We start from the raw sequence: 14,407 nt of genomic DNA on the forward strand, positions 1-14,407 counted from the left end.
CAAAATAAACAAGGAAATACAATTGATTACGGAACCTTTCATTTTTTAGAATAAGCTGAAGACTGCTTGAAAAGATTTTCGCAAAGTATCCAAAAAGTCTCCCTAAACTATCGCCTAGAGAGAAACTTTTCATCCTACTTCATGATTACAAACTTCATCATCGGATAGTTAACCGCTACCTGGACCAAGATATTGACCCAATTAGCCGCTATCTGTGCCCATCCCAAACTCAAGCCCCAAGATGTGAAGAGTTGAGTGGTATATGGTGGCAGAACAATAGACAAAATTCCTGCAATTAGAACAGTCAAGATATACCAATGGAGAGTTTTAGAAATATCATTTTCTGCTCCAAATACCAACTGCCTTTGAACAATATAGTTGACAACTTGTGCTACTGCATAGGCTAAAAGGAAGGATAGAAAACCATTCAAACCACCATTTTCTATGGAATAATGAAAGATAAACCAGTGGAAAGGTTGACTTGACAGGACTGTAAAGAAATAATTGGTTGACAGCCAAAGAACACAAAAGTTTGTAATCGTCGCAATATTTGATAGGACATTAAACTTGATAAACTCCCACAAATCTGGGTGTTTGGCAATCCATTCTTTCATACAACCTCCTTGAAAGCAAGAGGGAAGTTCCCCCTTGCTAGGCTACTTCCTTCTCTTCTTTTTTCTTATTTGTTAACTTGTACATGCCTAATGCAGTCAGACTGACAAGAATAACATTACCAGCTACAAGAGAAATTAACCACAGTTTCACTTTTGGTTTATAAATATCAAAGGCTGCTGAGTGGGCAACTGTGTAGAGGATATTTTTTGAAGCTCTACGCAAGGCAGCTACTCCTTCCTTTGTACCGGTTGAAGCGACCGTTGGAGCATCTCCAAGCGTTGACAACATGAGATCTCCACCGTTACGAATAGCCTGATCTGGGTTCATGTAACCATGTCCATCATAGTCAGTAATCACCATTCCTCGGAACCCCCATTCGTCGCGCAGAACTGTACTTAGAAGATCCTTATTTCCTCCCGCCCAAAGAGTACCAATACGGTTGAAGGATGACATAATCGCTGTTGCTCCACCTTCTTTAACTGGAATTTCAAAAGCTTTTAGATAAATTTCACGGATCGCTTGCTCATTGGACCAAGTAGCTACCCCTTCGCGGTTATCTTCTTGATCATTGAGTGCAAAGTGCTTGGTGAAAGTATATACTCCATTTTCAAGCGCTTTAGCAACAAGAGAACTTGCCATTTTACCTGAAATCAGTGGGTCTTCTGAATAGTATTCAAAGTTACGTCCTGAGAATGGTGAACGGTGAATATTCACTGCCGGTGCGTATAGACCGACAATACCATGCGCCAATGCTTCCTTAGCAAAAGCATCTCCCATTTTCTTCGCTAGATCTGTGTTCCAGGTAGATGCAACCACAACTTCTGAGTTATACTGAATCCCCTTGATCCCTTGGAAGATACCATTTATACCCGCAGGGCCATCTAAATCAACTACCGCTGGTTTATCAACTGACTTAATCGCTCGAGTAGCATAGCCTCCAAAACCGATTAGGCTAGCCATTTCATCAACAGACATTTGAGCAACCAATTTTTCCCAACGCTCATCATCATAATCTGCCTTAATGAGATCTACCAAGCGAAGGCCATTATTTTCAGTCTCTACTTTTTCACTTGATGTTTCTGATTTTCCATCAAAACGGAAGTTTGTATTATCAATTTCCTTAGCAATTTGTTCACTTGCTTCCTTGTCCTTTGTGCGCTCTGTCTGCTCAGTACCACTCCAATCATGACGGCTAAGGTAGTTCACATCACCAACTGCGTATTCAAAAGCATTTGTTACTTCTGCCTTATCTGTTGAACGTTGCTTACGAACTTCTTTTTGAGACACTGTATATGTTTTAGAGTCTAAAACATCGTGAGCATTATTCATCAATTTAATTTCGTAGTTTCCAGCATCCAAAACATATGCCTTTTCCGTTTTATAGTCATAGGATGCCAAATCATCGCGGTTAAATGAAATCTTCAATTCTTGACTTGCTCCTGGTTCCAACTTGTCAGTCTTACCAAAACCTGCAAGAACAACATGAGATTTTTCGATACCACCAGCTACGTAAGGAGCTGTATAGTAAACCTGTGCTACTTCTTTACCAGCAACATCTCCGGTATTAGTAACCTTTACATTTACCTCAATTTGGTTACCATTTTCTTTCATGCTGGTAATATTTTGTGTGAATCTTGTATAACTAAGACCATAACCAAATGGGTATTGAACCGTTTTATGATAAGCTTCCTCGTCAATTTTCCCTGTTGTATTGTCCACAAAACGTGTTTCATAGTAGCGGTAACCGAGGTAGATTCCCTCTTGGTAGTTGACAAATTTGTAATTGAATGTCTGTGGTTCCTTCGCTCCCCAAGGTGTTTTTTCATATGTGGTATTCGTATATGAGAAGTCACCTGTGTTCCAATAAGTTGGATTTGTAGTCATGTCATAAGCGTAAGTATCCACCAAACGACCTGATGGGTTGACATCACCTGCAAGAATTTTAGCAACGCCATTAAGACCTGTTGAGCCTGGACCACCAATCCAAAGTGCTGCATCAACACCCGTGTCTTTCAAGAAGCCCAACTCCATTGCATTGGAGGAATTGACCAACACAACAACCTTATCAAAATTAGCCGTTACCGTCTTTAGCATAGCTTTTTCAACATTCTGAAGTTCAAGATAATGCTTATCCTTGTCTCCTTGTTGGTAGTTAGCCATATTTTGCGGAAGATCAGCGCCCTCACCACCATTACGTGAAATAACAACTAAGGCCGTGTCGGAGAACTTTTTAGCATTTTTCAATAATGTATCTGAATACTTGTCCTGAGTCGGCTCATAAATATTATAGTCCCCGCCATTCAGTGAAAAGATATTCCCACCTTCTTTTTTAGGAAGATGCCCCTTGTAAAATTCTGTCAACTCAGCATTCACTTCAAAACCTGCATCTTCAAGACTTTGTTGCAAGTTTATATTTTTTGACTCATCTGCCGCACCCGAACCAGAGCCACCATAGGTCACAGCTACAGAAGAAATCCCAAAAATATTAACTTTTGATGACTTTTTGAATGGTAAGGTTTTATTCTTGTTTTCAAGAAGTACCGTTCCCTCTTCCTGAATTTCTGTTACCAAATCTTTAGAGACGGTTTCTGCCTCCACAATTTTTGCTTGATCTGCGTAAGATGGAGCAAAGTAGGTATCAATGACATTGACAAACATATTGACTGCGTAGTTAGCACCAATAATGATAACACCTAGGAGGGCAAGCAACGTAGTGAAAATTTTGCTTTTCTTACTTGTGAAAACCTTGTTCTGCACTCCACGATAAATAGTGTAACCAAATAAAGCAACTACTGCTAAACCTGCACAAAGCAAAGTTGTTTTTACAACCATAGCTGCATCCCAAGCCTGATAGGAACGAGCATAATCTTCTGCAAATACAGTTACTCCAGCATTACCTGCTAAAGTAGCTAGACCTGCTAAACTAACTTTTTTCAAAGTCCTCATAGAACTTCCTCCTAAATGTTCCAGCTTTTATGTAAGCCTTTTCTTTTTCTTGAATATACTATATCAACTAACTCATCTAATGAAAACCCTTTCTTGATAATCTGTCGTTTTTGCTTCATAATTTGCACTTGCAATCTTTAGGCATATTTGATAAGTCTATTATTCTACAAAATATAAAATTTTGATTGAATATTTACAATAAAAGTGATACTATTATCCCAAAATAGGGGGTGGATACTAGAGTATAAAGACTTGGTTCAACTACTTCATCCAGATTTTTCTAAGAAAAAGATACAAGATGCTTCTATCTCTCTTAGGAAATTAGGGCACAGCTAACAACTCTCCCTCAAACGAAGCATTCATCACCTAATTTTAAGGAGAAGTCTCATGAAAATCGCTATTGTGGAAGATCAAAAAGCTGAACAAGAAAGACTATCAAGTTACATCAAAACCTATTGTCAACAAGCTGGAATAGCTGTCGAGATCGACTGTTTTAATGACGGTCTCCATATTACTAGTGACTATCAAAAACAATTTGATCTTATTTATCTGGATGTCGAAATGGAGGTTATGGATGGTATGACCACCGCCCAAAAAATTCGCTCACTAGATAAGGATGTCCTATTGGTCTTTGTCACTAACCATTCCCATGTCGCCATTCAAGGTTACTCTGTTGAAGCCATTGATTTCCTTCTAAAACCACTCAATTCCTTTGTGTTTGAGGAACATTTCAAAAAAATTCTCAGAAAATTACTTGCTGCTCAGGAAAAACAAAGCTTGTATATAAAGAGCAAACAATCCACTTTGAAGCTATGTCAGGAAGACATTATCTACCTTGAAAGTCAGGGTCACCAAGTTCATATCCATACAATAGACGGTGAAACAACTATCACTCACAACACACTCAAAAATTTAGAAGCCTTGCTGGATAGAAAACTCTTTGTACGAACACACTCAGCTTATATCATCAATCTCTCTCAAGTTCAAAAAGTAGAAGGAAACCTAGTCTATGTAAAAGGTATCGTTCTACCAATTAGTCGACCAAGGAAAAAGGAGTTTATGGCCGCCCTCACACATTTTATAGGAGATAGTCTGTTATGATTGTCAGTTTCCCGGATATTCCTCGTGTCTACACTGCCATGACAGAAAGTTCAGCTTGTTTATTGGTGTGTTTTTATATCATATCACACGGAAATTGGTTGCGGTATAGTCTGCGAATTACCATCATTTTTCTCGTCCAAATTTTGCTTCAGACTCTGGCTAGCACACTTCCCCTGCTCCTTTGGCCCTTAGGAATGGGAGTCAACATCACTTGGATGTTTATATCTGTTCAATGGCTAGGAGTTATCCACAAGAAAACCACTCTCTATTTGACAGCAAAAGCCTTTATTGCTGCAGAATTAGTAGCCTCAATCACTTGGCATCTCTACTGTTTAATAATTTATCAACAACCTATGGATAACTTGTGGACACAAGGGGTATTCCTGTTGATAAGTTCATTGGCTGCTTATTTTCTTATCTACCTCCAAGATAAAAAAATTCACTTGGAAGAACTGGAGAAAATCATCGAACAGCGAGATGTCACTGTTGCAGTTTTTACAACCTTATCCATCTTTGTTCTCAGTAATATTGGTTTCATCCTATCTGGCACACGTCAATTTCAAGATTCGACTAATATTTTTATCCTCCGAACAACTGTTAATCTCTCTGGCCTCCTGCTCCTTTTCACTCAAGAATCCCAACAATATGACCGCTACCTGCGACAAGAATTGACTTCAATCAATAATATTTTTCAACTTCAATATAAGCAATATCAAGCCTATCGTGAAAATAGTGAACTCCTTGACCGTAAGGTCCATGATTTGAAGCATCAACTGGCCATCATTCAGCAAGAAGCAGATAAAAATAAGAAGGACCAATATTTACGGGAAATGAGCGAAGTTATTCAGACACTTGAAGCTAAAATTGAAACCGGCAATCCCGTCCTAGATACCATTCTCAGCCAAAAAAACCATTATTGTCTACAAAACGGCATTAACTTTACCTGTATCGTCCAAGGAGAACTACTCCACTTCATGGATGTCATGGATATTTCAGCTCTCTTTGGAAATGCCATCGACAATGCTATTGAAGCTGTGGAAAAAATCAATCATTCTGAGCAACGCCTAATTACCTTAAAAGTAGCTAGCCATGAGCAATTTCTCATCATCCGCTTAGACAACTATGATACCTCCTCGCTAGACTTATCCACAGGTCAACTCCCAGAAACCTCAAAATCCAATAAAGATTATCACGGATTTGGTCTGAAAAGCATGGAATATGTAACCAATAAATATGGAGGAAATCTGACACTCAATAAGGAAGATAACTGGGTACAGCTAAAAATTATCCTCCCTCTATATCCATAGAAAAATCCCACTTGTCTTGGGATTTTTTCATGTCTATAAAAGAATGTAGAGACCCATCAACATTTATACCTCTTTCCCAAAAACTCCCAGTAGCACCTTCGATAACCTGGTGCAGCTTAAAAAAAGATCCTATCCAAAACAGATAGAATCTTATCCTTCATGAAACTTCCAAAAAAGGATGATTATTTTTTCGCAAAGCTTGCTGCTTGCTCACCAGCCTGACGACCAAATACGATGATGTCCGCCACTGCATTACCACCGATACGGTTTTGACCATGAACTCCGCCAGTTACTTCACCAGCAGCATACAAGCCAGTGATTGTTGAACCATCTGTCTTCAATACTTCAGTATTTGTATTGATCTTCACACCACCCATCGTATGGTGAACACCCGGAGCAACTTTAATAGCATGGTAAGAACCTGTGTTCAAAGCATGGTCCATACCTGATTTACGCCCAAAGGCCTCATCATTTTTATCTGCAACAGCCTTGTTCCATGTATCAAGTGTTTTTTGGAGAGCATCGGAAGAAACACCAATTTCTTTAGCCAAATCTGCAATGGTTGCACCAGTCTTCACAAGACCTTTTGCTTCATACTGAGCAATAGCCTTCACACGATCTTTCAGCGCACTATCAAAAACAACGTAGGCATAGTTTGGTTCCAAAGCATTGATAGCTGCTGAAACTTTATCCCGTGTTTCCATTTCGTTGAAGAAACGCTCACCTTTAGAATTTACAAGAATCGCACCCTCACCACGGACTGCTTCCGTAATCAAGTAAGAAGTTTCTTGTTCGACAGTTGGGTGAATTTGGATTTGATCCATATCTACAGTCGCACCACCCTCTGATTCAGCAAGTGCGATACCATCACCAGTTGAACCTTCTTGGTTTGTCGTCACATAACCTTTAAGAGCTGGTTTGAATTTAGAAACCATATCCAAATCTGCACCGAAACCACCTGTAGCCAAGACAACTGCTTTGGCAGAAACTTTCTTAGTTTCGCCGGCAATCTTCACTTCAACACCTGTTACAGCACCGTCTTTATCTTGTAGTTTTGTAACGTCTGCATTCACAAAAATCGGAACTTTCCGTTCAACAAGATTACGATAAAGGCCATTGACCAAGTACCCTCCAACAGCTGAACCATCCGCTGGGCGGTGAGTACGTTTTTCACTCATACCACCAGTGGTAGTAAGGTTGCTAAGGGTAATCCCCATACCATCTAACCAGTCAATCGCAGGAGCCGAATGATCTACAAGGTAACGAAGTAATTCAGGATTATTTGTTCCCTTACCACCCTTGAGTGTCTCTTCATAGAATTTATCATTTGTATCCTTAATACCCTCTGCTTCTTGAAATTTCGTCTGAGAAGCATTCATCCCAGCCGATGATTTGGCAGTGTTTCCGCCAACAATAGGCATTTTTTCCAATACGACAACATTGGCGCCAGCATCTTTAGCTGAAATTGCAGCAGACATCCCCGCACCACCAGAACCAATGACGATAACATCATAGCTATCTTTCAGCTCAGATGGATCAGTATATACTTTTTCAGATGCACCCGATACAGCCTCTTCTTTTGAGGAAGATGTTGTTGCAGACGAAGATGTCTTAGCCTTCTCTGACTTTCCTCCACATGCTACTAAAAACACTACAGCAAGTAGACTCATCAATAAGCCTAACCAAGCCTTCTTTTTCATGGTAAACCTCCAATTTTTATCTTACTCTAGTATTATACAAGATTGTGAAATGTTTTTCAATGTATTTTGAAAGTTTTTTCACAAACTTGCATCATTAAAGTATGTCCCTGTTAAATATCTGTGCACATTTAGAAGCATGGAGTTGATGTTTTGTCTACTTCTGCTTGATATTATAATCTGAAGCATAAACATAAGGGCGGAATGATTCTAAGAGTAAACAATTTTCTCTACAACACAAAACTAAAAAGTCAGAATCCCACTAAAGTGCGAGTTTCTAACTTTTTTTGTGAAACCTTTGGGATTAAAATAACCACCCAAATGGCATCTATCATTTTCCAACAACTGGTGGAATCAAGAGGACTGCAAATAATAAGGAACTGGTACATAGTAATCCCGCAATAAACCAATATCTTAATCTTTTCATTTCAATTCTCCTTTAATCTGTTCTCGCATTGATTCAGCTGCAATTCTTACCAAATCATCATTTTCAATCTGATAAACAGCAATCGCTTGTTCTAACACAGATAGAGCTTCTCTTGGTAAACCCTTAGCATAAAGAATATTAGCTCTTAAAAGCAAAGTATGGCCTAACAAATATAAACTGTGATGTTCTCTCTGTAAGTTCAAACTTTGATTTCCATGAATTAAAGCCTCATCATACCTTTCAGCTAGGACAAGAGTTCTGGAAAATCCATAAAGAAAATGGAGCTGCTGCTGAATTTCAAATGCTTGACGATAATGAGGCAAGATGCTTTCAGAAATGGAAATAGCCTCTTCAAATTTCCCTATTTCTGAATACAAAGTTCCCAACATCGTTCCAGCACGTAGACGCAAAACCTCATCCTCTGCTTCATGAAACAGAGTAAAAAACTCTTCAATGGCTTCCTGAACATCTCCCTGCTTTCCATAATAAATCATGGCTTGCATGTATTTGAAATATTCCCGTTCCTGACGCGTAACCTGATTCTTATTTGTAACTTTAATAATGTAGGCTAGTGTATCATAGTCTCTTTTGTACAAGAGATTTCGGATTTCAGCAGTGTAAAAGCGATTGCTCCCTTCCATATTTTCCTGAAAAAACTCCTGAACGTAGTAGGGATCAATTTTTAACTTTTTAACCAAAGCATCAAATAGTTCGACTGATGTACTAACTTCTGCTTTTTCAATTTTACTGATGAGAGCTTGGGTACAAATACCCTCTGATAATTTTTTTTGGGTCCAACCCTTTTCTTTTCGTTTATTTTGAATTAAACGAGCAATCTTTTCTCTCATCATCTCTACCTGTCTTGCTGTTATTTATTTCATTATAACACGAATCTGGGCGAAAAGATTTTGTATCATCTATTTGATTGCTCTTCCATTCGTTATTTTATTCAGAATTAAATTTATACTTTAGTCATTGACTCGATAACCACTTGTCCATTTCTTAATTCCCAGACTTGATTGTAAAGCATCTTATCCGATTCACTATAATGATGTGCAATTTCAATAAGTGTAATATCCATTTCCAATAGCATTTTTCGGATATGCTCAGCAATCTTCTTATCCAAAGAAGCAGAAAATTCATCCACCAAAAGGATATTGTACTGTCTTATCAAAACTCTAGCGATAGCTAGCCTTGCTCGCTCACCTCCTGACAACTCTTCCCCGTTATTGCCAACTGAAAAATCCAAACCTCGTTTCATTACAAGCTCACCTAGGCCAACTCGTTTCAAAGCACTGATAAGCTCATCTTCTAGAAATTCTTCCCCAAGCGTCACATTAAAGCGTAGTGTATCATCAAATAGTACAATCTCTTGTGGGATATAGCCAATCGTCGCATATAAGTCGTCTTGAGAAAACTCACCTAATACACAATTGTCTAAACGAATTGTTCCGCTGATAGGATCTATCTCTCTAAAAATAGTTTCAAAAAGGCTAGATTTCCCCGCACCAGACTCCCCCATTAAAAGGATCTTATCATTTTTCTTAACCTTAGCATTTAGTGTGTATAAAGGTTGTTCATGTCCAATCGCGCTATTTTCAAAAGAGAACTGATTAACTGCCCTCTTCTTGCCTGTTGAACGAGGAGGTAAGCTGTTCTTCTCTAAATATCTTTCTACCTTATGTTTGATGGGCTTTGCAGCATTGATATTATTCCAGTAGTTAAGGGCATTTTCTAAAGGACTTAGGACTCTATCACTTGCTAAAAAGACAGCAACAAGTCCACCGACACTAACTTTACCCTCGACCGCCAACCATCCTCCCAAGGCAAATGGTAGTAAACCTGCAACTCCTCCAGCAACCCCTAATACCAGATTGATCCAATTACGAATAAGTCCCAATCTATAGCAACTCTGCTCAGCCTTATTTAAGGATTTTATAAAACGCTCTAGAAAATAAGAACTTCTTTGATAATGTTTAATAGTTGAGATAGCTCGCAAATTTTCATTCACTTCCCTGATAAAATTCTCATTGGCTTCACTTGAGACTTCACTTGATTTTTTGATCATTTTAGAAAAAAACTGAGGAAGAACTATCGGAAGAAAAGAAAATCCGATAAATATGGAGGATACCTGCCAACTAATTGTAAAAATATAAATTGCAGAAACCGCAGAAAACCAGATACAATAGATTAGTTTGATCCAAGAGTCTAAATAATCACTTTGCAAGGTAGCAATATCATGATACAGCATGTTTTGGATTGTTTCAGTTACCTGACGGCTTGTAAAAGTTCGCTTAAAAACTGCCAACTTTACTTTTTCAGAGAAATAAATGAGTGCCTTATCGTTAAAAACTTGCCATAAACAATATGTTCCTTTCAATAAGATATAACCTGACATACCATATAGGCAGACCTTAAGCAATCCCTGTAAGTCCCCACTTTGAATATTTTCTATGATGCCGCTTACCATAACAGGTATGACGAGAGTGTCTAAACCCGTTAATAGAGCAAAAAACAAAGCTGCACCAATATATCTATTGTTGAAATACTGTGTTAATCTCATGATAACTCCTTATCTAAAGTGAAAAAATAGCTTGGGACAATGATGTTTTCTGTTTTGAATACATGGTATCTTTTCAAAACAAGAAGGATCCCTGAAGTACCAGTAGTTAAATCAGCTAACCACGAACAAAGAAGAAAGCTTACATCCACCCTACTTACAATGAATACTTTTGAGTCCTTAATCCCCATCAATTTTATCCATTTGATAAGTATGGATTGTATGTTTATAACTACTACTGTTACATAATCCTCCGCGGAAAATAAGCAAATTTGCACCAGCTTCCTTTCGAGACAATTTTTAAATTGTGCAATACTGACATATCGGATTCCTATTTCTTCTGGCTTTTTAGGATGATTCAATATTATATCTTTTCTTATTTTATGTAAACACATTTTATAACAAATTCCACCTTTTTTATTTAAATATAATTATTTTGATATTTTTTAGCAAAAAACATTGCATCCATTCCTCTTCAAACTTACAAAATGTGTTATAACATATTGCAATCTCAACCATAGTAAGCACTCAAAAATACCAAATCAATATGCCACAATATCGGATTCCACGGTTTCCGCCATACCCACGCCAGTTTACTCCTTAACTCTGGCATACCTTACAAGGAACTTCAGCATAGGCTAGGCCATTCGACCTTATCCATGACCATGGATATTTATAGTCACCTCTCAAAAGAGAACGCAAAAAAAGCCGTCTCGCTTTACAAAACAGCACTCAAAGCCCTCTAGGGGGGAGCAAAAAGGTAAGCAAACCCAGAAATCAACCATTTAAGACAAAGCAAAAAGCCCACTGTTGTAGGCTTTCTACGATATAAAATCTTATCTTAAAGCATTTTGTTGTAGAATTCTACGACAAGAGCTTCGTTGATCTCTGGGTTGATTTCATCACGTTCTGGCAAGCGAGTCAATGAACCTTCAAGTTTTTCAGCATCAAACGATACGAAAGCTGGACGACCAAGAGTTGCTTCAACAGCTTCAAGGATAGCTGGAACTTTGATTGATTTCTCACGAACTGAGATAGTTTGACCAACTTCTACACGGAATGATGGAATATCAACACGTTTACCATCAACAAGAATATGACCATGGTTTACGAATTGACGAGCTTGACGACGAGTAGTTGCAAGACCAAGACGGTAAACTACATTGTCCAAACGACGCTCCAAAAGAAGCATAAAGTTGAAACCAAGAGTACCTTGCTTGATTTTAGTAGCTTGTACGAACAAGTTACGGAACTGTTTCTCACCCAAACCGTAAGAAAAACGCAATTTTTGCTTTTCAGCTAATTGCAAACCGTATTCTGACAACTTGCTACGGTTGTTTGGTCCATGTTGACCTGGTACGTAGTTACGACGTGCCAATTCTTTACCTGTACCTGTCAATGACAAGCCAAGACGACGAGCTTGTTTCCAAGATGGTCCTGTATAACGTGACATAATAATGTCCTCCTAAAAATAATACTATTTGTAGGAAATAACGTCTTAGACAAACCTAATTCGTGCAGCTTGCCTTCGCCCAAACAGCAAAGGTTACTGGTATTGCAGACAAGCTGTTGACGAGCTTTATTTTGTCCTGCTGCTATTTCACACGACCTTTAGTATAACACAAAAAAAAGGCTCTGTAAAGCCCTTTTCATTCTCTAATCCAAATAGTGAATTAAAATCTTCTCTGTTAAAATATCAGAGTAAGTATAAGATTCCACAAAAGTATTATTGGGATCTTCAAATTCAACGATAAAGAGTGACTGGTAAACCTCCACAATGCGCCCTTGTTTATTCTTTTCACGTTTACGGCCATTCTCAAGCGTTAACTCTACAATTTGACCCTCATGATCCTTAATATCTTGCTTGATTTGCTTCATCTTAGCAACATCTGTAAATGCATCGCTCATTCTCTATCCATCCTCTCTCTTGGAAATACTTGCAAATTTATTGTACTCTTTTTGGAACATGAGTTCCACGGTACCACGTGCACCCGAACGGTTTTTTTCAATAATGACTTCAACCGTATTATTCGGAATACCTCCGTTTTCCTGCTCTCCACGTTCATAATAGTCATCACGATAAAGAAATGCAACAATGTCTGCATCCTGCTCGATAGATCCCGACTCACGAATATCCGATAAGACAGGACGTTTATCCTGACGTTGCTCAACGCCACGAGAAAGCTGACTAAGAGCGATAACAGGCACTTTCAATTCCTTAGCCAGAATTTTTAACTGACGGGAAATCTCTGAAACCTCTTGTTGACGATTTTCACGACCTGTCCCAGTAATCAGCTGAAGGTAGTCAATCAAAATTAAGCCAAGATTCCCAGTCTCCTGTGCTAATTTTCTAGAACGAGACCGAATTTCTGTAATTTTAATCCCCGGTGTATCATCAATATAAATACTAGCTCTAGCTAAATTTGCCTGAGCCACCATATACTTATTCCATTCTTCCTGAGTCAAGTGTCCCGTACGAATGGACCGCGAATTGATAACTCCCTCCGATGCCAACATACGATCAACCAAACTTTCCGCACCCATCTCCAAAGAAAAGATAGCCACAGTCAACCCTAATTTTGTCCCAATATTCTGAGCAATATTGAGGGCAAAAGCTGTCTTACCAACTGCAGGACGAGCTGCTAGAATGATCAACTCTTCCTCATGAAGCCCTGTTGTCATAGCATCTAAAGCCGGATAACCTGTTGCAATACCTGTGATCTCAGAAGTCTGCTTAGCACGAGTTTCAAGGCTATCAAAATTCACGTTCAAAACGTCATCAATCCGCTTGAAACCGCTGCGACTAGTACCCTCACTGACATCAATTAAGGCCTTTTCTGCATTAGCAATAATATCATCCGAACCATCTGCTCCTTCATAAGCCTGGTTCACCGCATCTGTCAAATGAGCAATCAACTTACGAAGGTTTGATTTTTCCGCAACAATCTTGGCATAAAATTCTGCATTGGCCGCAGTTGGCACAGAGCTAATAATCTCTGCCAAATAACTTAAGCCACCAATATTTTCCAAGTTACCATGATTCACTAAATAATTGCGCATGGTGGTTGCATCAATCGCCTCATTCTTATCAGAAAGTGCAATCATAGCTTTAAAAATAAGCTTATGAGCATGCTTGAAAAAGTCTTCAGCCTCAATGTATTCACGGACAAAGACCAATTTACCTTCATCTAAGAAAATTGCACCTAGAACCGACTGTTCAGCTAAAATATCCTGAGGTTGAACCCGTAACTCTTCTAACTCTGCCAAGACTTCTACCTCCTCACTGACTATTGGGCTTAAGCCTCTTTAATACTTAAATGAATAATGCCAATTACATCTTGGTAAATCTTAACTGGTACATCAATTAAACCAAGCGCACGAATCGGATGATCCAGTTGAATATGTCGCTTATCTACTTTGATACCAAATTGTTTTTCTAACTCCTCGGCAATCTTCTTACTGGTGATAGAGCCAAAGGTACGACCATCTGGTCCAACTTTTTCGATAAATTTTACTAAAGTCGCTTCTTCAGCTAGTCTAGCCTTAATACTTTCTGCTTCAGCCATCATCTCCGCATGCGCCTTTTCCTTGGATTTTTCTTGACCACGAAGAGCACTAATTGCCTGATTGGTCGCCTCTTTCGCCAAATTTTTCTTAATCAAGAAATTTTGGGCGTAACCAGTGGGAACTTCCTTGATTTCTCCCTTCTTTCCTTGACCTTTTACATCTGCTAAAAAGATTACTTTCATATTCT

11 protein-coding genes and 1 pseudogene are annotated in these 14,407 nt (G+C 38.7%); 3 read left to right on the top strand and 9 right to left on the bottom strand.

Going from position 1 to position 14,407, the window contains the following annotated elements; all coding sequences use genetic code 11:
* Positions 1 to 134: 134 nt before the first annotated feature.
* Both SR187_RS09615 and SR187_RS09620 read right to left on the bottom strand, forming a co-directional pair.
* Positions 135 to 614, bottom strand: a complete 480-nt coding sequence (locus SR187_RS09615) for a GtrA family protein (protein WP_120172419.1) — start codon at positions 612 to 614, stop codon at positions 135 to 137.
* Positions 615 to 651: 37 nt separating this feature from the next.
* Complete coding sequence (locus tag SR187_RS09620; RefSeq protein WP_120172420.1) at positions 652 to 3,561, bottom strand: glycoside hydrolase family 3 protein; 2,910 nt, start codon at positions 3,559 to 3,561, stop codon at positions 652 to 654.
* Between the two features lie 387 nt (positions 3,562 to 3,948).
* Between SR187_RS09620 and SR187_RS09625 the strand changes: the two genes are divergently transcribed.
* Positions 3,949 to 4,662: a LytR/AlgR family response regulator transcription factor gene (locus SR187_RS09625; RefSeq protein WP_120172421.1), complete on the top strand. Its 714-nt coding sequence runs from the start codon at positions 3,949 to 3,951 to the stop codon at positions 4,660 to 4,662.
* The gene (locus SR187_RS09630; protein ID WP_231996436.1) at positions 4,659 to 5,969 is read left to right on the top strand and encodes an ATP-binding protein; all 1,311 of its coding nucleotides are present in this window, start codon (positions 4,659 to 4,661) and stop codon (positions 5,967 to 5,969) included. The genes SR187_RS09625 and SR187_RS09630 overlap by 4 nt, the downstream gene beginning before the upstream one ends.
* A gap of 182 nt (positions 5,970 to 6,151) precedes the next feature.
* Here SR187_RS09630 and SR187_RS09635 read toward each other — a convergent pair whose 3' ends face one another.
* The 3 genes from SR187_RS09635 to SR187_RS09645 form a co-directional block, all read right to left on the bottom strand.
* On the bottom strand, positions 6,152 to 7,669 hold the full coding sequence (locus SR187_RS09635; protein WP_120172422.1) for a flavocytochrome c: 1,518 nt from the start codon (positions 7,667 to 7,669) through the stop codon (positions 6,152 to 6,154).
* Positions 7,670 to 8,089: 420 nt separating this feature from the next.
* Positions 8,090 to 8,941, bottom strand: a complete 852-nt coding sequence (locus SR187_RS09640) for a helix-turn-helix domain-containing protein (RefSeq protein WP_160113886.1) — start codon at positions 8,939 to 8,941, stop codon at positions 8,090 to 8,092.
* Between the two features lie 113 nt (positions 8,942 to 9,054).
* The gene (locus tag SR187_RS09645) at positions 9,055 to 10,611 is read right to left on the bottom strand and encodes an ATP-binding cassette domain-containing protein (protein WP_160113887.1); all 1,557 of its coding nucleotides are present in this window, start codon (positions 10,609 to 10,611) and stop codon (positions 9,055 to 9,057) included.
* A 596-nt stretch (positions 10,612 to 11,207) separates the two neighbouring features.
* On the opposite strand from SR187_RS09645, the pseudogene SR187_RS09655 reads away from it, so the two are divergent.
* Positions 11,208 to 11,399: pseudogene (locus SR187_RS09655) on the top strand (tyrosine-type recombinase/integrase); the annotation flags it as partial.
* 95 nt (positions 11,400 to 11,494) lie between these two features.
* On the opposite strand, the gene rpsD reads toward SR187_RS09655, so the two are convergent.
* From rpsD to rplI, 4 genes are all read right to left on the bottom strand, one after another.
* Entirely contained in the window at positions 11,495 to 12,106 is a 612-nt protein-coding gene (gene rpsD, locus SR187_RS09660; RefSeq protein ID WP_024531503.1) for a 30S ribosomal protein S4, read from the bottom strand.
* Between the two features lie 203 nt (positions 12,107 to 12,309).
* Positions 12,310 to 12,561: a Veg family protein gene (locus SR187_RS09665; protein WP_002938218.1), complete on the bottom strand. Its 252-nt coding sequence runs from the start codon at positions 12,559 to 12,561 to the stop codon at positions 12,310 to 12,312.
* 3 nt (positions 12,562 to 12,564) lie between these two features.
* On the bottom strand, positions 12,565 to 13,920 hold the full coding sequence (gene dnaB, locus SR187_RS09670; RefSeq protein ID WP_024531502.1) for a replicative DNA helicase: 1,356 nt from the start codon (positions 13,918 to 13,920) through the stop codon (positions 12,565 to 12,567).
* Between the two features lie 29 nt (positions 13,921 to 13,949).
* A complete protein-coding gene (gene rplI, locus SR187_RS09675) occupies positions 13,950 to 14,402 on the bottom strand; it encodes a 50S ribosomal protein L9 (protein WP_120172426.1) in 453 nt (150 codons plus the stop codon).
* Positions 14,403 to 14,407 lie beyond the last annotated feature (5 nt).

It is taken from the genome of Streptococcus ruminantium, assembly GCF_003609975.1.
In the GTDB taxonomy this organism is placed as follows: Bacteria; Bacillota; Bacilli; order Lactobacillales; family Streptococcaceae; genus Streptococcus; species Streptococcus ruminantium.